General features: G+C 62.0%; 27 protein-coding genes. 16 read left to right on the top strand and 11 right to left on the bottom strand.

Annotated features, from left to right (window positions below; translation table 11 throughout):
* Positions 1-69: 69 nt before the first annotated feature.
* Positions 70-615: an alpha/beta fold hydrolase gene (locus ACN50D_RS02680; protein ID WP_003942671.1), complete on the bottom strand. Its 546-nt coding sequence runs from the start codon at positions 613-615 to the stop codon at positions 70-72.
* A gap of 209 nt (positions 616-824) precedes the next feature.
* Positions 825-1,286 carry a PPOX class F420-dependent oxidoreductase gene (locus ACN50D_RS02675; RefSeq protein WP_211920330.1) on the bottom strand — a complete coding sequence of 154 codons (462 nt, stop codon included), beginning with the start codon at positions 1,284-1,286 and terminating at the stop codon, positions 825-827.
* A gap of 120 nt (positions 1,287-1,406) precedes the next feature.
* Here ACN50D_RS02675 and ACN50D_RS02670 point away from each other — a divergent pair, with 120 nt between their 5' ends.
* Together ACN50D_RS02670 and ACN50D_RS02665 are read left to right on the top strand one after the other, a co-directional pair.
* Entirely contained in the window at positions 1,407-2,276 is an 870-nt protein-coding gene (locus ACN50D_RS02670; RefSeq protein ID WP_249342669.1) for a PhzF family phenazine biosynthesis protein, read from the top strand.
* A gap of 85 nt (positions 2,277-2,361) precedes the next feature.
* Positions 2,362-2,787, top strand: a complete 426-nt coding sequence (locus ACN50D_RS02665; RefSeq protein WP_211920334.1) for a DUF6069 family protein — start codon at positions 2,362-2,364, stop codon at positions 2,785-2,787.
* Here the strand turns inward: ACN50D_RS02665 and ACN50D_RS02660 are convergent.
* From ACN50D_RS02660 to ACN50D_RS02640, 5 genes are all read right to left on the bottom strand, one after another.
* Positions 2,784-3,617, bottom strand: a complete 834-nt coding sequence (locus tag ACN50D_RS02660; protein ID WP_047271480.1) for a GAF and ANTAR domain-containing protein — start codon at positions 3,615-3,617, stop codon at positions 2,784-2,786. The genes ACN50D_RS02665 and ACN50D_RS02660 overlap by 4 nt on opposite strands.
* Before the next feature lie 76 nt (positions 3,618-3,693).
* Positions 3,694-4,263: an RNA polymerase sigma factor gene (locus ACN50D_RS02655; RefSeq protein WP_019748032.1), complete on the bottom strand. Its 570-nt coding sequence runs from the start codon at positions 4,261-4,263 to the stop codon at positions 3,694-3,696.
* Between the two features lie 84 nt (positions 4,264-4,347).
* Positions 4,348-5,859, bottom strand: a complete 1,512-nt coding sequence (locus tag ACN50D_RS02650; protein WP_211920597.1) for a cobyric acid synthase — start codon at positions 5,857-5,859, stop codon at positions 4,348-4,350.
* 8 nt (positions 5,860-5,867) lie between these two features.
* Positions 5,868-6,725: a type I methionyl aminopeptidase gene (gene map, locus ACN50D_RS02645; protein WP_007734970.1), complete on the bottom strand. Its 858-nt coding sequence runs from the start codon at positions 6,723-6,725 to the stop codon at positions 5,868-5,870.
* Between the two features lie 29 nt (positions 6,726-6,754).
* Positions 6,755-7,474, bottom strand: coding sequence for a transglutaminase domain-containing protein (locus ACN50D_RS02640; protein ID WP_003942747.1), 720 nt, complete (start codon positions 7,472-7,474; stop codon positions 6,755-6,757).
* A gap of 53 nt (positions 7,475-7,527) precedes the next feature.
* On the opposite strand from ACN50D_RS02640, the gene ACN50D_RS02635 reads away from it, so the two are divergent.
* The 4 genes from ACN50D_RS02635 (at position 7,528) to ACN50D_RS02620 (ending at position 10,312) form a co-directional block, all read left to right on the top strand.
* Positions 7,528-7,878 carry a DMT family transporter gene (locus ACN50D_RS02635; protein WP_003942817.1) on the top strand — a complete coding sequence of 117 codons (351 nt, stop codon included), beginning with the start codon at positions 7,528-7,530 and terminating at the stop codon, positions 7,876-7,878.
* The gene (locus ACN50D_RS02630; RefSeq protein ID WP_003942819.1) at positions 7,875-8,201 is read left to right on the top strand and encodes a DMT family transporter; all 327 of its coding nucleotides are present in this window, start codon (positions 7,875-7,877) and stop codon (positions 8,199-8,201) included. The genes ACN50D_RS02635 and ACN50D_RS02630 overlap by 4 nt, the downstream gene beginning before the upstream one ends.
* Positions 8,202-8,256: 55 nt before the next feature.
* Entirely contained in the window at positions 8,257-9,093 is an 837-nt protein-coding gene (locus tag ACN50D_RS02625; protein WP_050656476.1) for a helix-turn-helix transcriptional regulator, read from the top strand.
* A 142-nt stretch (positions 9,094-9,235) separates the two neighbouring features.
* Positions 9,236-10,312: an iron-siderophore ABC transporter substrate-binding protein gene (locus ACN50D_RS02620; protein WP_223304443.1), complete on the top strand. Its 1,077-nt coding sequence runs from the start codon at positions 9,236-9,238 to the stop codon at positions 10,310-10,312.
* A 17-nt stretch (positions 10,313-10,329) separates the two neighbouring features.
* On the opposite strand, the gene ACN50D_RS02615 is transcribed toward ACN50D_RS02620, so the two are convergent.
* Positions 10,330-10,923, bottom strand: coding sequence for a GNAT family N-acetyltransferase (locus ACN50D_RS02615; protein WP_050656477.1), 594 nt, complete (start codon positions 10,921-10,923; stop codon positions 10,330-10,332).
* A 162-nt stretch (positions 10,924-11,085) separates the two neighbouring features.
* Between ACN50D_RS02615 and ACN50D_RS02610 the strand changes: the two genes are divergently transcribed.
* Positions 11,086-11,484, top strand: coding sequence for a DUF7144 family membrane protein (locus ACN50D_RS02610; protein WP_007734954.1), 399 nt, complete (start codon positions 11,086-11,088; stop codon positions 11,482-11,484).
* Positions 11,485-11,559: 75 nt separating this feature from the next.
* The gene (locus tag ACN50D_RS02605) at positions 11,560-13,005 is read left to right on the top strand and encodes a hypothetical protein (RefSeq protein WP_211920336.1); all 1,446 of its coding nucleotides are present in this window, start codon (positions 11,560-11,562) and stop codon (positions 13,003-13,005) included.
* Here ACN50D_RS02605 and ACN50D_RS02600 read toward each other — a convergent pair.
* Both ACN50D_RS02600 and ACN50D_RS02595 read right to left on the bottom strand, forming a co-directional pair.
* Positions 12,983-13,360, bottom strand: a complete 378-nt coding sequence (locus ACN50D_RS02600) for an SHOCT domain-containing protein (protein ID WP_003942794.1) — start codon at positions 13,358-13,360, stop codon at positions 12,983-12,985. The two genes, ACN50D_RS02605 and ACN50D_RS02600, sit on opposite strands and share 23 nt — an antisense overlap.
* Positions 13,361-13,493: 133 nt before the next feature.
* On the bottom strand, positions 13,494-13,745 hold the full coding sequence (locus ACN50D_RS02595) for a three-helix bundle dimerization domain-containing protein (protein ID WP_007734945.1): 252 nt from the start codon (positions 13,743-13,745) through the stop codon (positions 13,494-13,496).
* 191 nt (positions 13,746-13,936) lie between these two features.
* On the opposite strand from ACN50D_RS02595, the gene ppk2 reads away from it, so the two are divergent.
* Genes ppk2 through ACN50D_RS02575 form a run of 4 tightly spaced genes read left to right on the top strand, consistent with a single transcriptional unit; the run spans position 13,937 to position 20,262 of the window.
* A complete protein-coding gene (gene ppk2 / locus ACN50D_RS02590) occupies positions 13,937-14,767 on the top strand; it encodes a polyphosphate kinase 2 (RefSeq protein WP_228402274.1) in 831 nt (276 codons plus the stop codon).
* A gap of 27 nt (positions 14,768-14,794) precedes the next feature.
* Positions 14,795-17,536, top strand: a complete 2,742-nt coding sequence (locus ACN50D_RS02585) for a cation-translocating P-type ATPase (protein ID WP_204855729.1) — start codon at positions 14,795-14,797, stop codon at positions 17,534-17,536.
* A 17-nt stretch (positions 17,537-17,553) separates the two neighbouring features.
* Positions 17,554-19,248, top strand: coding sequence for a SulP family inorganic anion transporter (locus ACN50D_RS02580; protein ID WP_211920338.1), 1,695 nt, complete (start codon positions 17,554-17,556; stop codon positions 19,246-19,248).
* A 48-nt stretch (positions 19,249-19,296) separates the two neighbouring features.
* The gene (locus ACN50D_RS02575; RefSeq protein WP_211920354.1) at positions 19,297-20,262 is read left to right on the top strand and encodes an endonuclease/exonuclease/phosphatase family protein; all 966 of its coding nucleotides are present in this window, start codon (positions 19,297-19,299) and stop codon (positions 20,260-20,262) included.
* 36 nt (positions 20,263-20,298) lie between these two features.
* On the opposite strand, the gene ACN50D_RS02570 is transcribed toward ACN50D_RS02575, so the two are convergent.
* Positions 20,299-21,297, bottom strand: coding sequence for an Lrp/AsnC family transcriptional regulator (locus ACN50D_RS02570; protein ID WP_228402203.1), 999 nt, complete (start codon positions 21,295-21,297; stop codon positions 20,299-20,301).
* Positions 21,298-21,511: 214 nt separating this feature from the next.
* On the opposite strand from ACN50D_RS02570, the gene ACN50D_RS02565 reads away from it, so the two are divergent.
* The 4 genes from ACN50D_RS02565 (at position 21,512) to ACN50D_RS02550 (ending at position 26,431) form a co-directional block, all read left to right on the top strand.
* Positions 21,512-22,777, top strand: coding sequence for a DUF3100 domain-containing protein (locus ACN50D_RS02565; RefSeq protein WP_228232584.1), 1,266 nt, complete (start codon positions 21,512-21,514; stop codon positions 22,775-22,777).
* A 52-nt stretch (positions 22,778-22,829) separates the two neighbouring features.
* Positions 22,830-24,044, top strand: a complete 1,215-nt coding sequence (locus ACN50D_RS02560) for an amidohydrolase (RefSeq protein WP_047271326.1) — start codon at positions 22,830-22,832, stop codon at positions 24,042-24,044.
* Positions 24,041-25,399, top strand: coding sequence for an L-serine ammonia-lyase (locus tag ACN50D_RS02555; RefSeq protein WP_211920356.1), 1,359 nt, complete (start codon positions 24,041-24,043; stop codon positions 25,397-25,399). The genes ACN50D_RS02560 and ACN50D_RS02555 overlap by 4 nt, the downstream gene beginning before the upstream one ends.
* Before the next feature lie 126 nt (positions 25,400-25,525).
* Positions 25,526-26,431 (top strand): hypothetical protein, encoded by a 906-nt coding sequence (locus ACN50D_RS02550; RefSeq protein ID WP_249342670.1) that lies wholly within the window; start codon positions 25,526-25,528, stop codon positions 26,429-26,431.
* The last annotated feature ends 108 nt before the right edge of the window (positions 26,432-26,539 follow it).

Genomic DNA, 26,539 nt, shown 5'->3' with positions numbered 1-26,539 from the left:
GCCCTTATGACGCCGAAAAAGCGGGCACTCCTCGCAATGGGAGCGCCCGCCTTTTCGTAGGTCAGAGTTTCACCAGGGGCTGGTACGCAGCACGATCTCGGTTGCGAGTTCGGCCGGTGCCGACTTGACGACGTCGTCGACACCCGGAAGTTCCGTCACGCGGAAGTCGGAGTACACGAAACGACCGCTGGCGTCGGCGATGGCCCGACCTCCACTGCCCACGACTACGGTGGTCGGAACCTCGACCGGCGGAACGCCGGCAATATCGCTGGCCGACGGATGTCCACGGTCCACGGCGATCAAACTCGCGAAGCGGCCGAACTGACGTGCAGCCAACAGCCACGCGAGATCGGCGCCCTCCCGGTGACCGACCAGATTCACCCAGGCGATGTTCAACTCGTCCAGAAGTACCACTGCCGAGGTCTCGTCGAGATTCTCGATCGATTCCACCGCGACGGTCCGCAGATCCGAATGGTGCAGTCGCTCGCACACATCGTCGTACAAGTCGACGGGGTCGCCCTTGCCGGGAAGCAGGAGTACCGCATGCTTGCTGACCGGCCCGTCGATCCGAACGGTGCACGAACCACTGCCCACCGCTACTCGAGTCAATTCCATGTCTGGAAACGGTACGCGATCCACACAGTGGAGGACCCTGGAGTCGACAGAAGTATGACCACTCATACATTCACGCGCCGCTGCGAGCCCGAATTGTTCGCTCTGTACCGCCTCCACTCGGAGCGAAAGTGGCTTTCGGCGCATCTGAGGCGACGGACGTACCGTTCGCTCGAAAGTGGGGGTGGGCCGAACTCCAGTGGGGCGCGGCTCTAGGTACCGGACGGTTTGGGGAGCCTCGTCATTCCGTAGACGTGATCAGCGCGCACCGTGAGGATCTGTCGACGCTCTGCCACCATCGCTTCGCGGTACTCCTCCCAATCGGGATGCTCCTGGCCGCTGATGTCCCGGTACAGCTCGACCAGGGCGTCCGACACTTCGTCGTGAGGATCGGCCGCTGCGGGTGTCACCACAGCAAGTCCTTCGATCACGGCGTAGCTCCAGAAGTCGGGCGCGCTGACGTGAAGGGAAACCCGCGGATCGCGGATCGCATTTTTACTCTTGGCGCGATCGGCCGTGACGGACACGGAAGCCGTCTTCGACTCGACGTCCCAGCGGTAAATGATGTTGGACAACTGTGGGCGGCCGTCACGCTTGACGGTTGCCAGCACGCCTTGTTTTCCCTGGGCCACGAGTGCGAACAACGCTTCGGCGGTGTCTGTGTCATTGTTCATATCTGCACCAACGACGCCGTGCGGCCGGTTTGTTCCGGAGGCAGTCCAGTTCGAAGATCGCGGACCGCAATCGCGCGATCACTCTTCCTCGATGGACGACAGCGTACAAAGATGGTCGACATGGCAACTTCTCGCGACATCCTCCGGCTGACTGCGTTCAGTTCGGATCCGGCCGGCGGTAATCCGGCCGGCGTAGTGCTCGACGCGCGTGGACTCGACGACTCCGAATTACAATCTGTTGCAGCCGAAATCGGGTATGCCGAGACGGCGTTCCTCATCGAACCGGCGCTCGGAGGCAACCCGCGCCACAGCCGAATCCGGTACTTCTCCCCTATCGCCGAAGTACCGTTCTGCGGTCATGCCACTATTGCGACGGCCATCGCTCTCACCGAGCGAGACGGTGAGGGAACCTTCACATTCGAAACACCGATCGGACCGGTATCCATCGACACGGCGGCCGACGAGGACGGAACGTCCACCGCGACCTTCACCAGCGTGGAGCCGTCGGTCTCGCCGATCGATCATGCTGTACTGACAGCACTGCTCGGGCTCATCGGCGTCGATTCGTCTGCGCTCGACGCGCGGTATCCCGCGATGCTCTCGTACGCCGGCAACACGCACCCGATTGTCGTACTTCGTGATCAGGCAGCCTTCGACGAGTTCACCTTCGATCCATCCGCAATGCGAACTCTGATGGACGCGCAGGGGTGGGCGGGCACGGTGACGATCCTGCATCCCCTCGACGACAACACCTTCGAAGCTCGAAATCTGTTTCCGGTGGGAAACATCGTCGAGGATCCCGCGACCGGGTCCGCAGCGGCGTCGACCGGCGGTTACCTGCGCAAACTCGAACCCGCGGCCACTCCGCGGCGGATCACCATCCACCAGGGCCGACACGTCGGGCGACCCAGCGTTCTCGCGGTCGAGATCCCGGTCGACGGCGGTATCGCTGTCACCGGCACCGCCGTGCCGACAGACGACCCCCGGTAACCACCAGCGATGAGTTTCTCCCGGCCGGCGGGTCTATTCACCAGAGCGACGTCACAAGACCATCGCATCGAGCCGGGAGAACATCATGTCTGCAATCGCTTCAACCCCACACAACCTCCACCTCACCAAGCCGCGCGCCGTACTCGGGGCCACGGTCATGGCCCTCGTCGCCAACCTGATCCTGTGGTTGATCGGCCTGGCATCGGGCGGATCGTTCGAGATGACAGATCAGGGAAAGGTGGCGAGCGTAGCTCCCGGCGGGGTCATCACACTTACGGTAGTGCCGTTGCTGGTCGGTTTGTCGCTCGCAATGTTGATCTCACTGAAGTGGGAGCCGATCATCCGCATCGCTCAGGTCGTGGGTGCAGTGTTTGCGCTCGGCACCATCGCCCTGACGATCGCCGCGGACTTCGACGCCGCCAGCACGGTCACGCTCGCGCTGATGCACGTGGTTGTCGCCGCGAGCGTGGTCGTCGCGCTCGAGGCCGTACGTCGGTCTCCGTCGAACTAGACCGCGGTAGGCGGCGCGGAATACGTCTCGACGATCTCGGCTGCCACGTCACGCAACTTGGTGTTCGTGGTCTGAGACTGCTTGCGCAGCATGTGAAATGCGGTGTCGGCGTCGATCCGATGGATGGCCATCAGCATGCCTTTGGCCTGTTCGATCGGCGCCCGAGTCTCGAGCGCGCGTTGCAAGGCGTCAGCTACCGCCTTGGCAGATTTGAAGCGGGAGAAGTCTCCGATCGCGCGTGAGACTGTTGTCGTGAGAATCTCCATGACTTCCGCGTCGACGCTGTCGAAGGCCGCTGGGGCACGTCCGTACAGGTTGAACGAACCGAGTCGCTGATCCGGCGTGAAGAGCGGCGCCGCGAGAAAGGACTTGATCCCTTCGTCCTTCGCGGCCGCCGCGAACCGCGGCCAGCGTTCTGCGCTGGTCTCGGAATCAACGACTACGGTTTCACCGGTTCGAGCCGCATGCAGACATGGTCCGTCGCCGGCGTCGTATTGCTCGATGTCGACGCGCAGGGTCCGCGAATCGGTGTGAACGGCGGTGTAGGTCTGCCCGGCAAGATCGATGGTGACGCCGATGCTGTCGGCGCCGTCGATGGCGTCGTTCGCGATTTCGACGGCGCGCTGGAGTAGAACCACGAGTTCGTCCTCGTCGCCGATACTTCCCCCGAGCGCTGCCAGCAACTCTCTGACCGCACGTGCCGTCAGCCGAGTTTCCGCAGCCTCGACGGCGACGTCAGCACCAGTTGCCGTCGCATCGTCCGGCAGTACCGACGGCACCGAATCCTCGGTTCTCGGGTCGAAGCCTCTGGGGTCGAAAGCGGTATCCACGACGAAGCATTCTTCCAGCTACCCGGGCCGTCAGTAGAGTGAGTTCGGTGACAGAACCCGGCAAACCGCCGAGTCGTCATCGCCATCGATCGAGCGCGAGACCCAGATTCCGCCTCGCCCGAGTGTGTTGGCCACGAACCGCGTCCGGACTCAGTTCCAGGACAACTGCGATCTGTGGATACGTCATGCCCTCGACTTCCCGCAAGACCCAGGCGGCGCGCTGACGCAGCGGTAGACGATCGAGTTCGGCTTCAAGAGCGTCGAGAAATGCTGTGCCGCATACTTCCTCGCTCGGATCGCGCAATCGAGTATCGACTTCGTCCCGAAGTCCGTCCACATCGGCGGCGCAGGAGCCGACTTTTCGATGGACATCCGAGATCTTGCGAGAACAGATCGCGAACAACCAGGTCTTGATGCTCGAGCGCCGCTGAAACCTCGGAAGTTGGCGCCAGGCGGCAACGCAGGTTTCCTGGACGATGTCGTCGACGTCACTCTCACTGGTGACGAGTCGACGGGCAAATCGATACAAGTGCGGGCCGTATCGGCGAACGATGACGTCGAAGGCCGCATGATCGCCGAGCATTGCCGAGTCGACCAGCACCTCGTCACTGAAGTCGGTCAGCAAGCCGTCGAATTGATCTGTCACCGCGCACACTCCTACTAGGGAGCCGTCGCGGGAGTGAGGCCTGGCTATTCTACCGCGTCCACGTCGACACCCGCGGGAGCGCTCTCAGGCTTCGAGTGCGGAAGCAATGACGGGGAGCCCGATAGGCGCCCCACCGTTGATCAGTTTCTCGAGTAGATCCTGATCGAGGTGCTGCTCGACGAGATCAGCGAGAAGGTCGAGTTGTTGTTCTCGCACCGCGGCAACCGCGGTGTCGGGTGCAGCAACAAAACCGGGAACCGCGAGCTCACGCAGCAGGCTGCGCCGAAAGTCGTCACTTTCCAGGAGACCGTGCCAGTGTGTCCCTCGAACAGGCCCTCGCACACTGCCTTCCGGCATACCGCTCGAGTCCGCCAGCAATGGGTGGTCCCCGTTGCGCACGACGCGTCCGTGATGAATCTCGTACCCGGACACCGAGATACCGTCTGCCGTACCGGTCATCTGCGCCAGCACCTTGTCCGGAGCGAACTCGACATCGAGGTCCAGCAGACCCAGTCCCGCGGTGGTCCCTGATCCTGATTCGACGTCGTCGACGATGGAATTACCCAGCATCTGGTAACCGCCGCAGATTCCCAGGACTGCTTGCCCGCGACCTGCTCGCGCGACGATCTCGTCGGCCAGGCCGGTACTTCGCAACCACTCGAGGTCACTCACGGTGGACTTACTACCGGGGATCACCACGAGGTCCGCTTCGCGAATCCGCGACGGATCGGTCACCCACGAAACTGCCACGCCCGGTTCACATGCCAGTGCCTCGACGTCCGTGGAGTTGGAGATGCGCGGGAGCCGAACCGCAGCAACGGTGAGCCAGGCCGAACCGACGGGTGGGCCCGGGCGCCCTACCGGGGCATTGCCGGTGACGCCAAGCGAATCCTCGGCGTCGAGCCAAAGATCGTCGGCAAACGGGATCACTCCGAGAGTGGGTCGACCGGTGAGGCTGCGCAGTTGTTCCAGTCCGGGTTCCAACAGTGCAACGTCACCGCGGAATTTGTTGATCACAAATCCCGCGATCAATGCCTGGTCGCTCGGCGAGAGCACAGCAACGGTCCCGAACAGATGGGCCAGGACGCCGCCGCGATCGATGTCACCGACGACGACGACCGGAATCCGCGCAGCCTCAGCCAATCCCATGTTGGCAAGATCCGTTGCGCGCAAGTTGATTTCGGCCGGTGAACCGGCGCCTTCACAGATCACGACGTCGAACTCGGATCGAAGCGATTCGAGATCTTCGGCCACGACGGCGCGAAGCCACTGCCGATGCTGCATGTAGTCGCGAGCACCCACTGTGGTCATCGCCTTGCCCCGAACGACCAATTGCGAAGTGCGGTCACTTCCAGGCTTGAGCAGCACCGGATTGAATCGAACACTCGGCTCCAGACCGCATGCACGCGCCTGAAGTGCCTGCGCACGGCCGATCTCTCCGCCGTCCAGCGTGACCACGGAGTTGTTCGACATGTTCTGCGCCTTGAACGGCGCCACTCGGACGCCTCGACGCGCCAACATGCGACACAATCCGGCCACAAGAACGCTCTTGCCCGCATCGGAAGTAGTGCCGGCTACCAGCAGAGCGCCGCGCATCTCCGAACTCAAGGCAGGGTGAGAATCTCTGCACCGGTCTCGGTGACCACCAAGGTGTGCTCGAACTGCGCCGTCCACTTACGGTCCTTGGTGACGACGGTCCAACCGTCCTCCCAGATCTCGTAGTCGATACCACCGAGGTTGATCATCGGTTCGATCGTGAAGACCATGCCCGGTTCGATGATCGTCTCGACCGCGGGCTCGTCGTAGTGCAGGATCACGAGGCCGTTGTGGAAGGTCTCGCCGATTCCGTGTCCGGTGAAGTCCCGGACGACGCCGTACCCGAACCGATGGGCGTAGGACTCGATGACACGTCCGATCACGTTGAGCGCGCGGCCGGGCTTGACGGCTTTGATGGCCCGCATCGTTGCCTCGTGTGTGCGCTCGACGAGCAAGCGGTTCTCTTCGGACACGTCACCGGCGAGGAATGTCGCATTGGTGTCGCCGTGTACCCCGTTGATGTACGCGGTGACGTCGATATTGACGATGTCGCCGTCCTGGATCACAGTCGAGTCGGGGATTCCGTGGCAGATCACCTCGTTGAGAGACGTGCAGCACGACTTGGGAAAGCTCTTGTAGCCCAACGTCGACGGGTATGCACCGTGGTCGAGCATGAACTCGTGTGCGATGCGGTCGAGTTCGTCGGTCGTGACACCGGGAGCGACAGCCTTGCCGGCTTCCTGCAGCGCGCCTGCAGCGATCTTGCTGGCGATGCGCATCGCCTCGATCGTTTCCGGCGTCTGAACCCAGGGCTCGTTGCCCTCTTTGGCGGTCGGCTTCCACGCGTACTCGGGCCGCTCGATCTTCGAGGGCACAGCGAGGACGGGAGAGACGGTTCCAGGGACCAATGGGGTACGCACAGACATGCAGAACAGCCTAGACCTCGCGTCGCGCGTCAGCCGGATGCACTCCAGTTCCGGAAAACCGGGTCGACGAGAATTCTGACGGGGGTCGACATCGTCTGTCCGAATTCCTCGAAGAGCACGTCGCGAGATTCGAAGGTGCCCAGATCGCGGTCGACGAATTCGGAGAAGTCCAAGCAATCACACGAAACAGACTTGCCCCAACTGATCGGAGCGCGTCCGATCGCGTCGAACAGTGTCTCCTCGCCGGTGTTCGTGAACGGTTCGAGCGCTGAGACCACCGCAGGTGAAACGATCTCGGAGATGTCCTGCCAGCGTCCGTCGACCAGAAATTCCGGCCACGCCAGCAGCACTGACTTCGGAATCACCGCATGTAGACGCCGAAATCTCGGGTACCAGAATTCCCCGCGTAGTACGAGACCGCGTACTCGGGTGGCGATTCCTCGGCGGCGAGCCAACGCTTCGACTATAGCCAGTCTCTGACTGCAGGATCCGCGCTCTCGACTCAATGTCACCGAGACGGGTTGCCGGTCGTCGAGGCCGTACACCGGCCGAATATTTGCAACGACGCTGCGATGCGCCGACACCAGGAACTCCTGCGCCGACTGGATCGCACCTTCTGCAATGTCCTCGTAGAGGCGGGCCACGTCGTCGTGGCCCCAGTCGAGGATCGGAGTTGCGGCCACATCGCCACCCGACGCGTCGTGGCGGATGTCACCTTTGCGGATTCCACCGAGCAGTACGCACGTCATGTCTCAACCGTAGTGCGCGACCGGAATCGGTGGAGCCTGACAGAATCCCAACCGTGAAGAAATGGCTGTTGTTGATCACCGCGATCCTCACCGAGGTGTCTGCGACGCTGTCGTTGCGCGCCGCCCTCGATCACCCGGCTTGGTACATCGTGGTCGTCGGCGGATATCTCGCAGCATTCACCGCCTTGTCGTTCGTCCTGCGGGAGGGCATGGGACTCGGTGTTGCATACGGAATCTGGGGCGCAACCGGAGTTGTCCTGACCGCAGTATTCGCAACGGCCCTTTTCGGAGATCCTCTGACGGCCACCATGGGCGTCGGGATTGCACTGGTCATCGGCGGAGTGCTGTGCGTCGAACTCGGCTCCCAGGCTGCCGCCGACAGCGGGCCGGCGGACCCGGCATGACCTTCGTATTTCTGATCGCTGCAATTATTTCCGAGGTCACCGCGACGTTGTCACTACGGATGGCGTCGCAGGACGGCAGCGACAAACGATGGCTCGCGGTTGTCACCGTGGGGTATCTCGCCGCGTTCGCCTTCCTGACCCTCGCGCTCGACGCGGGCCTCACCATCGGCGTCGCCTACGGAATCTGGACCGCATGTGGAGTGGCGTTGACGGCAATCGCATCCCGCATTCTCTTTCGCGAACCGCTGACCAGGCTCATGATGGTCGGGATCGGCCTCATCGCGGCAGGCGTGCTTCTCATCGAACTCGGTGCGAGTCACTGATCGCTGCACACATCAGTGTAAGGTTTACCTAACTTTGCTCTGGAGGTAGTCCACGGTGCTGATCCCTGCCCTTCGTGAAATCGCCGACGGTCCACAGCTGGACGACGATTCCCACTTACGGGAATCCGACCGCCACACTCCGATGGCGCGCGCTGTCCCGGCGCCGTTCCAACTCACGACGTACATCGTCGAGACCGACCACATCACCCGGTGGCCAGAGCACGCTCACATCGAGCACGAACTGATCTGGTCCGACCGCGGTGTCGTCAACATGATCATCGACAATCAACTCTGGACCGTCACGCCCGGCGTCGGCCTGTGGATCCCCCGCGGGGTCCTCCACGAAGGTCAGGCAAATCCCCACGTCGCATTCCGCGCCACGCTCTTCACCCCCGAGCTGTGGACCCCCGCCTGGAACGAACCGTGCATCGTGACACTGAGTGAGGCAGCCCGGGCACTGCTGATACACCTCGCCCACACCGGAATGCCTACAGAACAACGCCTTCGGGCACAGCAGGTTTGTGTCGATCTCCTCACGCCGGCATCAGCACCTCACTTCGACGTACCGATCCCCCGAGATCCGCGGCTACGGATGCTCGTCGACAAAGTGCTGTCGGATCCCGCCGACGATCGATCACTCGATCAGTGGGCTCACGTTCTCAATCTCAGCCGACGTACGGTCACCCGGATTTTTGCCGCGGAACTCGCCTTGAGCTTTGCGCAGTGGCGCACTCTGGTTCGTATGAGCACGGCCCTCGGCATGCTCGGGACCGGAATGAGTGTGAACGCCGTCAGCCGCCGTGTCGGTTACGGGACGTCGAGTTCCTTCATCGCCGCTTTTCGCAAGACGGTCGGCTACACCCCCGGCAATGCGCTCGCCGCTGTCAACTGACTCGAGCCTGACCTGTTGTCGACATCGGCTGGCCCCTTCGCTACACGCACGCGCCCTACATTCACTTAGGTAAGCCTGCTCTCACGTGCGTACTGCGCTGAGTCGTGCAAGCACTTCCCTGATCAATCCCGAGGAGTTTCGCGTGTTCAGATCTGCCCGTCAGAGAATTCGTCCCCAGCGGAGGCGACGAATCGTTGTTGCGCTCATGCTGGCGGCGGCACTGCCTCTGACCGCCTGCACACAGTCGTCATCGGACGCCCAGGAAAACAATTCATCGGCATCCGCCGTCGAGGACGGCGCCTATCCCGTGACGATCAAGCACGCTTTCGGCGGGACCACCATCGACAAGGAGCCGACACGGATCCTCACCCTCGATTCCGCAGCGGCAGACACGGTCATCGCCCTGGGTGTCACTCCGATCGCGATGCAGAAGGACTCTTGGGCCGGCGACGCCGACGGGTTCCTGCCGTGGACCCGCGCCGAACTCGAAAAGTCGGGCCAGACGCTGCCCACGCCTGCGCCGTACTACTCCGACAGCGGCGAGCTACTGTTCGAGCAGATTCTCAATGCCGCGCCTGATCTGATTCTTGCCCCGTACTCGGGCTTCTCCGAGCAGGATTACCAGCGCCTGAGCTCGATCGCCCCGACCCTCCCGTACGACACCAAGCCGTATCAGCCCAGCTCGTGGCAAAACCTCGCCACCGATGTCGGCAAGGCACTCGGGCGTCCCGCTCAGACCGCGGCGCTGATCAAGTCGGTTGAGGAATCGGTCCAGGAATCGAAGGCGAGTCATCCCGAATTCAACGGAGTCACTTTCGCCTTCGGTTCCTACATCCGTGAAGGAGAAACCGAAACCGCCATCTACGGTCCGGACGATCCGCGCGTCAAGTTTGTCGAAAACCTCGGGCTCACAGTCGCTCCCGACGTGGTGAACGGCGCCAAGAACTTTGCCGGCGACTCGTTCCTTTTCGGCATCAGTATGGAAAAGCTCGACACGATCGACACCGACGTGTATCTCGGTTGGGCAAGCGATCAGTCGGAAGTCGACAGCACATTGGCCAACACTCTGTTCTCGCGGTGGCCGGTCATCGCCAACGGCAAGGACCTGTGGATCACCGACAATCGCCTGACTGCGGCGACAATGTACGTCAGCCTTCTGAGTGTTCCGTGGGCGACCGACGAACTCGTGCCACAGTTGACCGAACTGGTCGCAAAATAGCAGCCCGCTCGGTCTGATCAAGCAACTGAAGGCCACTCACCGCGAAGTGTCGCGAAAACCACGGTGTCGGTCCACTCGTTCTTGATCCACGCGTTCTGCCGAAAATGTCCCTCTCGCCTCATACCGATCCGCTGCGCGAGTCGCGCCGAGGATTCGTTTCTCGAATCCATTCGCGCGACCACGCGGCGCAATCGGGGTGTCGCGAACGCGAGGTCGATCAGAGCGGTCACTGCTTCCGTCGCGAATCCTCGGCCGCCGAACTCGGGCGAAAATGCCCACCCGAGTTCGGCGGTGTGCTCGACTTCGGCTGTGCAATCAGATTCTTCGACTCGCCAAGCACTCACGCTTCCGACAACCCGGCCCCCGTACTCGACAACAAGTGCCACCGCGCCCGATGCCAGGTCGCGGCGAGACATTCTGGTCTGCACGGCCTCTCGAGCCTCCGCGAGACTCCAGGGTTCGTTGAGCAAATACCGGCATACGTCGCTGCGCCCGTAGAAGGTGAGAAGATCCCGGTGATCGCCTGGGCGGTAGGTACGGAGCACCAGCCGGTCCGTCCGGATCACACCCGGTGCAGGCCTCATCGCCACACCTACGTCCGCCATATCCATGCCGTCACGGTAGGTTCTTTCGAATTCGTAGGCGAATGAATATCGCAATGCTGTGCAGCGCTCAATGTTTGATTTGCCCTCCGACGGGCTACTTCACCACCGTAAAAGGTCGGGACAGGGAAATATGCCAGGCTATTTCGCGCTTGAAATCTAGGGGCGGTCATGTCCGAGGATTCACTGGTAAAGCAGGGTGTGGCAAAAGGAAGCGCGCTGGGCGGAGCCGTTCTCCTCATCACAGTCGGCGTGCTCGAAATCCTCCAAGGCATCTCGGCGATATCGGAGGACGACGTGACAGTCGTCGGCCCGGAATACACGTACCAATTCGACCTCACTTCGTGGGGATGGATCCACCTCGTACTCGGTGTGCTCGTCACCGCTGTCGGAATCATGCTCTTCACCGGCGCGACGTGGGCACGGGTAGGCGCGATAGTCATCTGTTCTCTGTCGATCCTCGCGAATTTCCTGTGGCTACCCCACTCGCCGTGGTGGTCGATCATCATCATCGCGCTCGACGTATTCGTCATCTGGGCCGTCGCGACCTGGAATCCCGAGGTCATCTGAGGTCACCCGCCGAATCATCTTCGCAGTTCAGCATTTCAACTGTGCGCCAGTAGTTTCCGTCCCGGGAGGACCATCATGGCAAACGGCACGAGCGACGGACCACTCCAGGAGGACGAACGTGCCGAACTAGCCCGGTTGCGCGAAGAGGTAGCAACACTTCGCGAGCAGACTCCCAGCGCCCGCGAAACGACCGTCGAGAAAGTCTCCCGACCACCTCGACATGGGCTGCGGTGGACCGCGGTGACAATCCTGCTGGTGCTGGTCGCACTGCTCGCAGTCTTGTCGGTAACCACCCGCTTCGTACGTCGTCAGATCCTCGACACGGACCGCTACGTCAGCACGGTAGCGCCACTGGGTGAGAATCCAGCCGTGCAAGCGGAGATCACGAATCAAGTCACGGACGAGATCTTCGATCGCGTCGACGTCGAAGGGCTCACCACCGAGGCACTCACAGCATTGACGGACGTGTCGAATCTCGAAGCCAACGCCCCTCGCGTGGACCAGGCGTTGGTGGGTTTGGCACCGGTGATCGCCGGCCAGGCGAAGAGTTTCGTCCACGACACAGTGGCCTCGCTCGTTCGGACGCAGCAGTTCGAAGACCTTTGGATTCAGGCGAACCGAGCGGCGCACAACTCCCTCGTCGCCGTCATGACCGGAAACTACGGACCCGACTCGGTCGAGGTCGACCAGAGCGGAACGGTCAGCATTTCACTGAGCACGATCATCGACCGGGTGAAAACGGCGCTGACCGACCGCGGCTTCGCTTTCGCAGACAAAATCCCGTCCGTGGACAAGGAGTTTGTTCTCTTCCAGTCCCCCGAGCTGGTGAAGGCGCAGCGAGCCGTCTCGGCACTCGACAAGGTCTCGGCGGTGCTGCCGTGGTTGGGAATCGCTTGCGCAGCAGCCGCTGTCGCCGTTGCGCCAACCGGTCGCAGGCTTCGTACGCTGTCCCTGGTCGGTCTGTCGATTGCGTTGGGAATGCTTGTTCTTGCCATCGGAATTCTGATCGGACGTGCAATCTACCTCGACAGTGTCCCTACCGATATCCTCTCGCCAGACGCCGCCACCGCTGTCATCGACACAGTTCTGGTTCCGCTTCGGACGAGCCTTCGCGCGGTTGCGGTCCTCGGTGTGGTGGTGGGGCTCGGCGCCTACCTGATCGGTGGTTCGTCGTCGGCGATCGCCGTTCGTCGAGGCTACGGGCAGGCGTTGGACTTCGTCCGGCATTCTGCAAGCGGCCGAACGCCGAATCAGGTGGAGCGGTGGGCCAATCAGCTTCGTGTCCCACTGCGCTGTGCCATCATCGGCATCGCCGCACTGTTGCTACTCTTCTGGCGCTACCCCACCGGATTGGTCGTTGGTTGGATCGTCGTCATTGCGCTCGTTGCTCTCGTCGCACTGGAAGTATTGGTTCGTCCCGCACGCGCCGCCGCGCAGGACGCCGCGCCTGACGACGGCGGAACCGACGACGCCAGGCCCGGGGCAGAAGATACGAAAACTACGCCAGCGCCTTTGCCTTGATGGCCTGGAATTCCTCTTCGTTGATCGCGCCTGAGTCGAGAAGCTCTCTGGCGTCGGCGATCTGCTGAGTCGGCGATTTCCCGGCGACCTTTCGAATGTAATCACTCTGCGCGTGTATGTGCTGTTGAGCGGCTTCCATCGACCGCCTCGTCATTCCGTCATTCTTGACGACCACGTAGATCATCGCGGACAGGAATGGAATGACGAAGAGGAATATCATCCACAACGCCTTGGCCCAGCCCGAAGTCTCGTGATCACGGAACAAGTCGGTGATGATCGAGAACAACACGCTCAAGTACGCCACAAAGGCAAAGCAGACGAAGATGAACCAGAAGAATTCCCAGAAGCCTTCCATGTCAACGCTCCCTGTACTCGGTTTTACACATCAGGAGGTCGGGAGGCTGACGTTCCGCGCCTGAGCTCCTGCATTCGGCCAGAACTCCCTGGTCCAAGGTCATTTCAGTATGCGCCGACGATCCCCGTTCCGGCTACAGCTCGAGAGAGTTCAGACTCGCCGACCGCTCATCCATTATCGGAATCACGATTCTCCGATCCGAGATCTCTTGTCTGGCCGCTTTTTCGACCAGAAGAGGCACGAAGTCGCGGATCCGACATCCCGCAAAACGCTGGTGAATTGTTCGCACTCTGTTTTCGATCTCCGGTGGAGGAACGGCGGGATAGCGGGAAATCAGGCGAGTGATCACCCGCTCGACGTGAAGCAACTCTTCGTCGCCAGTCATCCATTAATGGTCGTCCGTCCAGCCGAGCACGTCAAGACTCGGAAAGGGTTCGAAAACAACACGATTCGGGTCTCGATTGCGAAGAGAATAGGTTCACCGAATATGGGGCATACACATAAGGGCGGACGGTTCCCCGCGCGCTCGCGTTGCGCTCATGATGCCAGGGAGTGGAAGTGGGAAAGAACGCTCGGATTCTTCACGACGACACCCCGTCGACCCTTACCGACGACGCGCCGCCCGTGGCAGAAAAGCCGATGAAGAACAAGGTGTACCGCCGCAAACTCAAGCCGTTGCACGGCGAACTCGTGGCTTTGCAGGAGTGGGTCAAATCGTCTGGAGCCAAGGTCTGCATCGTATTCGAAGGTCGAGATACCGCGGGGAAGGGCGGTGTCATCAAAGCCATCACCGAGCGAGTGAGTCCGCGAGTGTTCCGGGTCGTTGCGTTACCCGCCCCGACCGAGCGAGAGCATTCGCAGATGTATGTCCAGCGCTACGTCCCGCATCTTCCGGCTGCCGGTGAGATCGTCATCTTCGACCGAAGTTGGTACAACCGTGCCGGTGTAGAACGAGTAATGGGCTTTTGCACCGAAGAACAAGCACATCAATTTCTCCAGCTCATTCCGACCGTCGAACGCGCGATCGTCGAATCGGGAGTCATTCTGCTCAAGTACTGGCTCGAGGTCAGCGAAGAACAGCAGCTCTTACGTCTGCAGAGCCGGATCGACGACCCTCGAAAGATCTGGAAGCTGTCGAATCTCGATCTGAAGTCGTTCAGTCATTGGTACGACTACTCGCGTGCCCGCGACGAGATGTTTCGCTTCACCGACACCGGCTGGGCGCCATGGTATGTCGCAAACAACAATGACAAGAAACGCGGACGACTCAACATCATCAGCCACATTCTGAGTCAGATCCCCTACGAGCCCGTGCAATCCACGGACATCACCCTGCCGAAACGGCAGAAGGCTCACGGCTACCAGACGCCCAAACAACCGCTGCACTGGATTCCGACCCGGTATTGACGATCGCCAAGGAAAGGATGTGCGGTCATGAGCCCCACGCCGTGGCATGCGCAGAGTGGCGAATCAGTCGTGTCCGTACTGCAGTCGGACCCGGAGCGCGGACTGCAGTCGGATGAGGCCGACCAACGGCGACGACGCTACGGGTCGAACGAAATCACCTCGACGCCACCGCCGTCGACGTGGTCGATCGCGCTGTTGCAGCTGAAAGATCCGATGAACTTGATGCTCGTCGCCGTGGCCGCGGTCAGCATCGCCATCGGTGAAGTGCCGACAGCAATCGTGGTGGCGGTGCTCGTCGTGCTCAACATCGTCCTCGGAACTCGACAGGAGTTGAAGGCACGGGCGAGCGTCGACGCCCTCGCCAAGATGCAGACGCCCCAAGCACGGGTCATTCGTGACGGGAACCTGATACAACTCGACGCTACCGAACTGGTGCCGGGTGACATCGTCCAAGTCGAGGCAGGAGACATCATCGCTGCCGACGGACGGTTGCTCGCCACCACCACCCTGGAGACGCAGGAAGCCGCATTGACCGGGGAAAGCGCGCCGATACCGAAGGACCCGAATACGCTGAACAACGAGGATATTCCGCTCGGAGACCGCAGCAATCTGGTCTTCCAGAACACCTCGGTCACCCGCGGCACGGCGACCATGGTGGTCACCGAGACCGGGATGCAGACGCAGATAGGCCAGATCGCGTCGATGTTGTCGGCGGTCGCCCCTGGCAAGTCGCCACTTCAACGTGAATTGGACTCTCTCACCAAACTTCTCGGAATCATCGCGTGGACGGCAGTGATCGTCATCGTCGTCATCGGGCTCCTTCGTGGGCAGGACCTGACTACGCTTCTGCTCCTTGGTATCGCAATGGGAGTGTCCGCGATTCCGACCGGCCTGCCAACATTCGTCCAGGCGATGCTGGCCTACGGTGCCCGTCAACTGGCCGACGCCAAGGCCGTCGTGAAGAACCTGACCGACGTCGAAACACTCGGCGCGACCAGTGCAATCAACTCGGACAAGACCGGCACGCTGACCATGAACCAGATGACCGTCCGATCGCTGTACGTCCACGGCCGTTGGTACACGGTCGAGGGCGAAGGCTATGCCAAAGCGGGAAGGATCACGCAGGTTGCCGGCGAGGCGCCGCCCGACTTCACCCTTCTCGCATACGGACTGTGTCTCGACAGCGATGCAACGGTTTCCGATTCCGGGGAAGTTGTCGGCGACCCGACCGAGGCCGCGCTCGTGGTGCTCGCGGCAAAGATCGGTGCCGACGCCCCACTGACCAGACGGACCTACCCGCGGGTGGCGACGGTTCCGTTCGATTCCGCGTACAAGTTCATGGCCACGTACCACCACCTCGAAGTCGACGGCGTAAGTCAGTTCGTCGGATTGGTCAAAGGCGGACCCGATGTCGTCCTCGCTCGGTGTTCTTCGGCCTTTCTCCCCGGCCGTCGGCAGGTCCCGATCGAGGAAGTCCGAGACGAACTCACGGCAGCAAATCAGTCCATGTCCGAAAAGGGTCTTCGGGTGCTGGCATTCGCGGTCAGACGCCTCGACGGACGGGAAGACGCTGTCGTGGCCGACCCCATGTCCTTTGTCGAGGACCTGACGTTTGTCGGTATGGCAGGCATCATCGACCCGCTGCGTCCGGAGGCGGTCGATTCGGTGCGAACCGCACACCGGGCCGGCATCGAGGTCCGCATGATCACCGGCGACCATGCCATCACCGCCGCAGCGATCGGTGCCGAACTCGGACTCGGCCCGGGCTCGGTGGGCGGCGGCGAGTTGCAAGCGATGACCGATGAAGAACTGTCGACCGCGTTGCCGAACCTGCACGTGTTCGGCCGCGTCACTCCGCAGGACAAACTTCGCTTGGTCGATGTCATGCAGAGCGGTGGCGCCGTCGTCGCGATGACCGGAGACGCGGTCAACGACGCCGCCGCGTTGAAGAAGGCAGACATCGGCGTCGCCATGGGCTCGGGCAGTGAGGTGACCAAACAGGCGGGCAAGATGGTGCTCACCGACGACAACTTCGGTACCCTCATCACCGCGATCACTTTGGGCCGCAACATCTACGGAAAAATCGTCTCATACATCCGGTACCAGATGTCGAAACTCTTCTCCTTGGTTCTCCTCTTCCTCGCTGCGAGCATCTTCAACATCAACGAGGGTGTGGCACTGACGCCACTGATGGTGCTGTTCCAGCACTTCTTCATCACACTGTTCCCCGTCGCCGTGATCATGCTCGACCCGCCGCCACCGGATCTGATGAACAAGCCTCCGCGCGATCCCAAGATGCCGATCGCACATCGAAGCGCAGTCGCTCAGTGGCTCGCGTACGGTGTCCTGCAATTTGCCGTGACACTCGCGGCGATGCTTCTCGCACCCGGTGAAATGAGTACTTCCGAGGCGAATGTTCCCATGACCACAGCATTCGTAGTGCTCTCTCTCGGTTCGATTCTCGCGGGGCTGACTATGCGGCGTGATCCCGAGTCCGGCGTGGTTCCACCGGTGCTCGGTGCCATCAAGATCTTGACGATCCCCACGGTCGTGACCGTATTCGCCGTCGAGGCGGGCGTCCTCCAGGACCTCCTCATGACAACCTCACTGACCGGCGCCCAGTGGCTCGCCTGCCTGGGTTGGTCGCTGATCATCCCGGTTGTCGTCGAGTTAGACAAGGCAATTCGACGCCGCCGCCTCGCACAGGCACCTGCGCCCCTCCCTGCGACCACCGCGGTTGCCCCCGAGCGCGCCCGTTCGCTCCACTGAGGGAGGACAATCAAACGATGATGTGGGCGGAGAGTCTAGGTCGGCTACCGGGCGTCGCGACTGCCCGTGGGTATCGCCGCGAGTGGTTGCGAACAGACGTCACTGCCGGACTCGTCTTGACTGCCCTGCTCATCCCGGCAGGCATGGGCTACGCCGAGGCCGCCGGGTTGCCTGCGTACGCCGGGCTGTACGCCACCATCGTGCCTTTGCTCGCGTACGCGGTAGTCGGGCCCTCGAAAATCCTTGTACTCGGACCTGATTCGTCACTGGCGCCGCTGATTGCCGCCGCGGTCATACCGCTGGCAGTGGTCGGCGATTCGGAGAATGCGCTTGCACTAGCCGGTGTTCTCGCCATTCTTGTCGGACTCATCCTCGTGATCGGCGGATTCCTTCGTCTCGGCTTCGTGACCGAACTCCTCTCGAAACCGATCCGCCTCGGCTACCTCAACGCCATTGCACTCGTCGTCGTAGTTGGTCAGATTCCCAAGCTGCTCGGATTCTCCGTCGACGCGTCCGGTCTACTCGGTGAAATCGGCGGGATCTCAAAGGCCCTGGTGGGTGGCGACGTCGACCCCCTCGCTGCCGCCATCGGTGTCGGTTCGCTAGTCGTCATAGTCGCCTTCCGGCTCTGGGTACCTGTTGTTCCCGGCGTTCTGGTGGCCGTTGTCGCGGCCATAGTCTTGTCCGCTGCCGCCGGTCTCACCGATGACATCGGCATGGTCGGCGCACTGCCGGAAGGACTCCCCCTCCCTTCCGTCGGTGGAGTCAAGTGGCAGGACGTCGGCCATCTGATCGGGCCCGCCGCCGGTATCGCATTGATTGCCTTCGCCGACACCGGCGTTCTCTCGCGCACCTTCGCCGCCCGCCACGGCGAGGACGTGAACGGCAGTACCGAAATGAAGGCGATCGGTGTCGCGAACGTGGCCGGCGGGCTGTTCGGCGGGTTCCCGATCTCGGCGAGCGGGTCACGAACTCCGGTAGCCGAACAGAGTGGGGCGCACACACAATTGGCCGGCGTCGTCGGGGCGCTCGCGGTCCTGGTGTTCGTCCTCGTCGCTCCCGGACTCACGGCATATCTGCCCGATGCAACACTGGCCGCCGTCGTCATCGTCGCCGCGTGTGCACTGATCGACGTGGGCGGCATGGTCCGCATGTGGCGCATGAGCACCGTGGAATTCGGCCTCGCCGTCGCGGCGTTTCTGGGCGTCGCCCTGGTCGGTGTGCTACAAGGCATCCTTGTTGCGATCGGACTGTCCTTCGCAGCGGTCATCGCGCAGGTATGGCAGCCACATCGAACCGAACTCGTCGAGACGGGCGAACCCGCCGGATTCCACGACATCGAACGCCATCCAGATGGGCATCGCATCCCCGGCCTGGTGTTGGTGAGGTTTGACGCGCCACTGTTTTTCGCGAACGGCGAGATCTTCGACGAGTACGTTCGCTCCGTCGTCGCCAAGGCGCCAGATCCGGTCGACTGGGTGGTTATAGCCGCCGAACCGATCACCGGACTCGACACAACGGCAGTCGACGAACTCGTCGATCTGGATACATTCCTCGAAGGCAAAGGAATTCGGTTGGCATTCGCAGAGATGAAAGGTCCGATCAAGGATCGACTCATCCGATTCGGAGTCGGGGATCGATTCGATTCGACGCACTTCTACCCGACCGTCGAAGCCGCCGTGAACGCATTCCGCACCCGAACCGGCGACTGACAAACGCCAGGCAGTCGGGAGCCGTGGCTGCATTGGGTACCGTTTGGTATGGGATTCACGACGGACAATGTTCCGGCACGCCGTATCGCTCAGGTCGCCGGCGTGGGCGGTATCGCCGTCGGCGTTGTCTCGCTGATCGCGTTGTACTCCACCAAGCCGATCAACCCGTTGATCGCCGTGGCCTCCTTCGTCCCGATACTGCTTGCGGTCACACTCGCAGCGTCCCTGATATGCCTGGTCTTTCGCCGCTGGATCCTGCTGGCGATCTCGGTGGTACTGATTGCGGTGGGCGCGTCGGTGATCAGTCCACTGTATGTGGCAAACAGTTCCGAAATCGACGGGCTGACTCTGCGCGTAATGCAAGCAAACCTTCTCTTCGGGCAGGCAGATCCCGCCAGTTTGACTGCGACGGTGCGCGAGAAGGCAGTCGACGTCCTGACGGTTCGGGAACTGACCACATCACTCGAAGGCTCTCTCAGAGATCAAGGACTCGAGCAACTGCTGCCGCATCACTACTTGGTACCGGACGAGGCCGGCGGGGGTGGCGCCGGTATTTACAGCCGTTATCCGCTGACGGACACTCGGGAATTGAACGGATTCGGACCGACCAATCTTGTTGCCGAAGTGGGCTTCTCGACTCCGTTCACCCTTCTGGCGGTTCACCCCGGACCGGCGTACGCGACCCCGCCCGACGTGTGGACTGCCGAGCTGAGCACTTTGCGAAACGCGCTCGACGCTGCTGCCGCCGAGGAAACCGTCATCGTCAGTGGCGACTTCAACACCACATTCACGCACAAGCAATTCCGTGACCTCCTAGATGTCGGCTACTCCGATGCCGCAGACCAATTGGGAGTAGGCATCGTGCGCACCTATCCGGCGGACAAGAAATTTCCCGCGATCGTCGGCATCGACCATGTACTTCTGCGGGGCGGACAGGCGAAGTCACTCGAGCGGATCGAGATCGAAGGTTCCGATCACTTCGGCTTGATCGTCGACGTGGCGATCCCCAACTAGTCGGAGAGCACCCGACCCGAGCGAACGAGTTGCGGATCACCCGTGCTTCGGCATGCTTCGACCCGACACATCGATCGTCCGATGCAGGTGATGCGGCGTACGCAGGACGATCGACCGGTCCACCACGGATACGCCCGGAAACTGCTCGGCGAGATAACCTTCCAGACGCTGCACGTCGTCGATCGAGCGCAGCCACACCGCCAATGCGATGTCGTAGCTGCCGATCGTAGAAGCAACAAGCCTCGCCTCACGCAGGTGCGAAAGACGCTGAGCAATTGCCTCCTTTCGCCCGTCGAGACGTAAGAAGTACCAGGCGTAGACCGGCCAGCCGGAGTAGGGCCGAGCAATCTCCGTGCGGACGACCAGTCGCCCCGTCGACAGCTCGTGAGAAAGGAGCGCCCCAGCGCGAGCCGGCGTGACTCCGAGGGCCGCAGCGAGTGCCGAGACGGTGACACGTGGTTCGCGAGAAAGAATGTCGAACAGCTGCGACTGTTCCTCTTCGCCGGCGCGTACACCACGAATCTTTCCCGCCGGGGCCGACTCGAGCGCGGCAATTTCTTCCGCATCGAGAGCACGTAGACGCCAGTTCCTCGCGTCGGAGTTCGCCGAGGACACGATCTGAGTTCGCATCGCGGTGATCATCGGCAGGGATTGTGTTCGCTCCAACACGTACCTGGACAATTGATCGAGGTCAGTGCAGGTGAGCGTGACGAGCAGATCCCGATTGCCGGTTGTGAGATCGACTGTGAGAACTTCGGGATCGTGCGCGATCTGTTCGGCAACGCTCATGGTCTGTGCCGGTGCGCATTCGATCTCGAGAAGTGCGGTCGCCGACACGATGGGTCCACCACGGTACGCAGCGATCCACGCTATTCCTTGCGAGTGCAGACGCTCCCAACGCCTGGTCAGGGTGACCGGGTCGGAACCGATCGCGCGTGAAAGCTCGGACCACGACGCTCGCGGCCTGATCTGCAGTGCGTTCAACAGCCGAAGATCGTCGTCCTTGAGCATCTGATCCTGCACCGAGGACCTCACTTTCAAAAGAATGCTGCACCGAAACAGGATCGAAACGCGTCGATCCTAACTTCATCACATCAATAGTCCACCAAATCCTGAGCCTCGAGAACCCTTACTTCTTGCGTTCGTTCGCCCCCTCGAGAAAGACACCGACATGACCGAAGCATTCCCTGTCTCGCATGACGATTCCCCAGTCAGCGATCAAAACGCGACGCAAAAAGTCGTTTTCGCCATGCAGTCGCCACGCCTGTGGATCGTGGTGACTCTGCTCCTCGGGCTTGCGGCAGGCGCGCAACTGATCGGCCCCGCAGTGATTCCCGTCGGCGCTGCCGCCATCACGATCCTGCCCATGGTGTGGGGACTGATTGCCGGCGGTGTCGTCTCGAGCCAGAAGTGGAAACCACTCGGCCTCGACCTTCAGGCTGCGGCCTCGGCAATCATGGGCCTGGCTGTTCTCTTGCTTTGTGCAAGGTTGTCTTTCACCATCGGCCCGAACATCCAATTGTTGTTCGAGGCGGGCCCCGCACTGCTACTGCAGGAATTGGGGCACTTGTTCGGCACTATCGCTCTCGCACTCCCGCTGGCGGTACTCCTTCGGATGGGGCCGGCCACCGTCGGAGCAACCTTCTCCATCGACCGCGAGGGCTCCTTCGCGATGGTCAGCGAACGCTACGGCCCCGATTCCGACCAGTACCGTGGAGTCCTGTCGATGTACGTTTTCGGCACTCTGTTCGGTGCCGTGCTGATCAGCCTGATTGCGTCACTGGCTACATCCTTCAACATCTTCGACCCCCTCGCATTGGCGATGGGTGCCGGCGTCGGATCCGGCTCGATGATGGCTGCCGCTGCCGCCAGCGTCGTTTCGGCGCACCCCGAGATGGCCGACCAGGTACTCGCCGTGGCGGCCACATCCAACATCATCACCGGCCTCCTCGGCGTGTATGTCGGCATGTATGTCGCACTCCCCCTTGCTGATCGAATCTACGGCGCCCTCACCAAGCGCTCGAAGACGACCAGCGAACGGAAAGCCGACACTGCCCCACGAGCGGTTGCGCCGAGCGTCACCGTGCCGCTGACCACGATCGTTCCGATTCTGTTCGTCGGTGGGGTCATCGTCTCCTCGATCGCAGCGGGTGGCGTATCTCGATCGATCATCGTCGGTTACTTGATCCTCACCGGATTGTTGCTCCTGGGCGTCGGCGTGGCCCGCCTGACCCGCGGCAAGATCGCGGCGATGATCGCAATCATCACCATCGGCGCCTTGGCGACAACACCGTGGTCCCCCATCGGTGATTTCGTCTCGAGCACCGTCGGGACTGTCGACTTTCTCTCGATCTGCACCCTCACCTTGACTGTCGCAGGTCTCAGCCTCGGCAAGGACCTTCCCTTGCTCAAGACGATCGGCTGGAAGATCGTGCCCGTCGGAATCGTCGCGATCCTCGCCTCTTACCTACTTTCCGTGGTCGTCGCGGAGTTCGCGCTGGGCCTCTGGCACTAGAACTGCACCCGAAAACGCTGAGAACCAAAGATGTTGAAAGGAACCAATACCCATGTCCATCGCTGACACCCGCACCCGCACAGACTCGGTTTCGAGCACGATCGAGAAGTGGGCATCACGCCTCATCGATGTCAGCCACACGATCCATGCTCACCCAGAGCTGGCATTCGAAGAGCATCGGGCATCCGCCCTCTTGGCGGACGCCGCACAGGAAGCCGGCTTCACGGTTACTCGCGCCGCCTACGGCCTCGAGACGGCATTCGAAGCGGTGCGGGGCTCCGGCCCCTTCCGCGTCGTCGTCTGCGCCGAGTACGACGCCCTTCCCGACATCGGTCATGCGTGTGGACACAATGTCATCGCCGCTGCCGGACTGGGAGCAGCGATCGCGCTCGGAGAGGTCGCGGAGGAACACGGTCTGACCGTCGTCCTTCTCGGTACGCCGGCCGAAGAACATGGCGGCGGGAAAGTCTTGCTGCTCGAACGTGGCGCATGGGAGGGGGCGGCGATGTCGATCATGGTCCACGGCGCTGCAGGTGAAGACGTCAGCTGCACCGTCACCGGAACGCAGGCAGTCGACCGGTTCGACGTGACCTACACCGGAAGAGCCGCACACGCGGCCGCTGCGCCACACAAGGGCATCAACGCAGGCGACGCCGCCACGATCGCCTTGGTCGCCATCGGACTTCTCCGTCAACAACTTCCGTCCGACGTCAGGCTCAACGCCTATGTCGAGCACGGCGGCGAAGCAACAAACATCATTCCGGCCTCGACGTTGGTGCGAGCGGAAGTTCGGGCCGCAGAACTCGACGTGCTGTTGGACGCCAAGCGTCGTATGCTCTCCTGCTTCGAGGGCGCAGCTGTGGCCAGCGACTGCTCCTGGTCGACCGAACGCGCCGAACCGCGCTACGAGGAGCTTGTTCAACATCGCGTGCTGGCGACGATCTGGGACGAGGAGATCGCGAGCCTGGGCCGCACCGCGGCCGCCCGAACTCCCCTGACCGGCGGCTCGACAGACATGGGCAATGTGTCGAAGGTGGTTCCCTCGATCCACCCGATGATCGCGTTACGCGGCGTTACCGGAGTTCCTCACACGATCGAGTTTGCCGCTGATGCCCGCTCCGCAGCGGGCGACGAAGCTGTTCTGCACGGAGCAATTGCAATGGCACGCACTGTGATCCGAGCCGCCACCGGGGACTCGCGCTCCAACCTCCTGACGATTGCGGCCCAGCGCGAGTCAGGAGCGACTACCGTCACGAGCGCCGAATGAGCACCACCGGCGTCTATGTTTCCGCGCTCGAATTCTTCTCCATCGGCATCGGGCCCTCCAGTTCACACACGGTCGGTCCGATGCGAGCCGCCCGCACTTTTGTCGGCGAGCTCTCCGACGCCGGCTTGACCGCGTCGGTCGACCGAATTCGCTGCAATCTGCACGGCTCTCTCGCCGCCACCGGAATAGGGCACTGCACTCCCGACGCGGTGATCGCGGGACTTCGTGGGTTGGATCCTGAAACGTGCGAGCCGAACGACGTTCACGGGCGTTGGGCCGAGCTCTCGGACGGCGGATCGGTGAAGCTCGTCGGCGGCTCACTCGGGCACGTTGTGTTCACTCACGAGGACATGGTGTTCGAGCCGCTCGTTCGCCGTCACGGGCACCCCAACTCGATGACACTGACCGCCTTCAGCGGTCGCGAAATCGTCTGTACGAGTACATATCTGTCGATCGGTGGCGGATTCGTACTGCGTGCCGGAACGGAGACGCAAGCAAGCGCGCATTCGATCAACTCACGCTATCGAACCGCGAAAGAGCTACTGGCGGAATGCGGCTCCGGAACTATCGCCGAACTGGCACTGTCGGACGAAATCGCGATACACGGCCAGGATCGGGCATTCACCGGCATCGACGCGATCTGGTCCGCGATGCGCGCATGCATCGAACGCGGCACCCAGACCGAAGGTGTATTGCCCGGGCGTCTCGGAGTTCGCCGAAGAGCACGGTCTGCGAACATTCAACTGGAACAACGTAACTGCGCACCCTCCTCACGCGAGTGGCTGACCGTCTACGCCATGGCGGTCAACGAAGAAAATGCAGCAGGTGGCCGCGTGGTAACGGCTCCGACGAACGGTGCCGCAGGCATCGTGCCGGCAGTGCTATACCACCACATACGTGCGGCGGGCGCCGGTGTTCACGACGTTCGAACCTTTCTCCTCACCGCTGCCGCAATCGGATCGATCATCAAGGCGAATGCCTCGATCTCGGGCGCGGAGGCGGGGTGCCAGGGTGAAGTCGGAGCTGCCTGCGCGATGGCGGCAGCCGGCTTGAGCGCTGTCATGGGCGGATCGCCACGACAAATCGAGAATGCAGCTGAGATTGCCATGGAACACCATCTGGGGCTGACCTGCGATCCGGTTGGTGGCCTGGTCCAAATCCCATGCATCGAACGAAATGCCGTAGCCGCCTCGACTGCAGTCACCGCAGCTCAGCTCGCATACCTCGGTGACGGGACGCATGTGGTGAGCCTCGATACCGTCATCGAAACCATGCGCCAAACCGGAAACGACATGTCCGTGCGTTACAAGGAAACCAGTGAAGGCGGGCTCGCCGTCAATGTCGTCGAGTGCTGAGGGGGATGTCGGCGGCAGCGGCGAGGGCGGGCGGACGCCGTCGCAGGAAATATCATCCTCTCGAACGATGAAGTCCGGTGTACCGATTTCTACACTCGGTGACATGACTTTGTGGACGGTGACCAGATGATCGCTCATCACGCTGGAGGAATCCCACTGCACAATTCTTCACGGCACAACACTGCGGGGCCGTCGCGCTCGACGCAGTCCTCAGGTCGCAAGATCGCTGCGTTGATCGCGTTGGTCGCCGGTTTCTCCGCTGCCTTCGTTCGCGCCCCGGGCATGCTGACGAGTAGGCCGGGTGATGGGTACGCAGACCAGGGAGAACTCGTCGAGACGGTCCGCGCCGCGTTCGTCGAATACTGGAGTTCCGGTGTCCAAGCCTTCTCGCCGAGCTTGGAGTCCGCTGTCGACTACTGGCTGCGGTACCACGTGGCCAAGGCCGTGATCGCGGTAATCCTGCTGACGGTTCTGCTCGCACTCGGCAGGATGCTCAAGGCGTCGTTCGTGAACGCCGGCCCCCTGACGGCTGGAAAGAAACTCGCATTCGTCTCGGCGGGAGGGCTGGTCACGCTCCTCGCGATGTTTTCCTCGGTACTCGTGATGGCAAATATCCAAGGTGTCGTTGCACCCTTCTCTTCGCTGATCTCGATGTTGCCCGTGGCCCAGGCGGATGGGGCACCTGGCGACACTGTCGGGCAGGTCCGCCAACAGCTCGCTCAGTCGACGGGCACCGGAAATCAGCAAAGTCCCGCCCTCGAACTGATGATCAGCGACTTCGCGCGGTATCACTTGGCCATAGCGGTGATCGCGCTGATCGCGGCAGCAATATCACTGGCCGTGACTGTGGTCGTGTGGGCACGCTTCGCGAGAACGGCACGATCCGAGCGACGGACGAGATTCATGTCGGGGTCGATAGGTCTTCTCACTGCACTGTTCACGCTGGGATTGATCGTTGTCGGCGTAGCAAATATGGGCACCGCGGCAGACCCCGCGCTGGCCCTGGCGGCGTTCTTCGACGGCGGGCTCTGACCCAAGTCAAGGGTTCAGGCCAGGGTTCCGTAGTCCCCCGGTACCGGTTGAGGAGGTACCTGGGGACTGCGTCTGCCGTACCCGGGGTCGATGTGTGAGTGCCCTCGG

This window comes from Rhodococcus sp. SB1D (assembly GCF_048573875.1).
In the GTDB taxonomy this organism is placed as follows: domain Bacteria; phylum Actinomycetota; class Actinomycetes; order Mycobacteriales; family Mycobacteriaceae; genus Rhodococcus_F; species Rhodococcus_F qingshengii.
The sequence above is the reverse complement of the archived record's forward strand: the minus strand, read 5'-3'. Positions and strand labels throughout refer to the sequence as shown.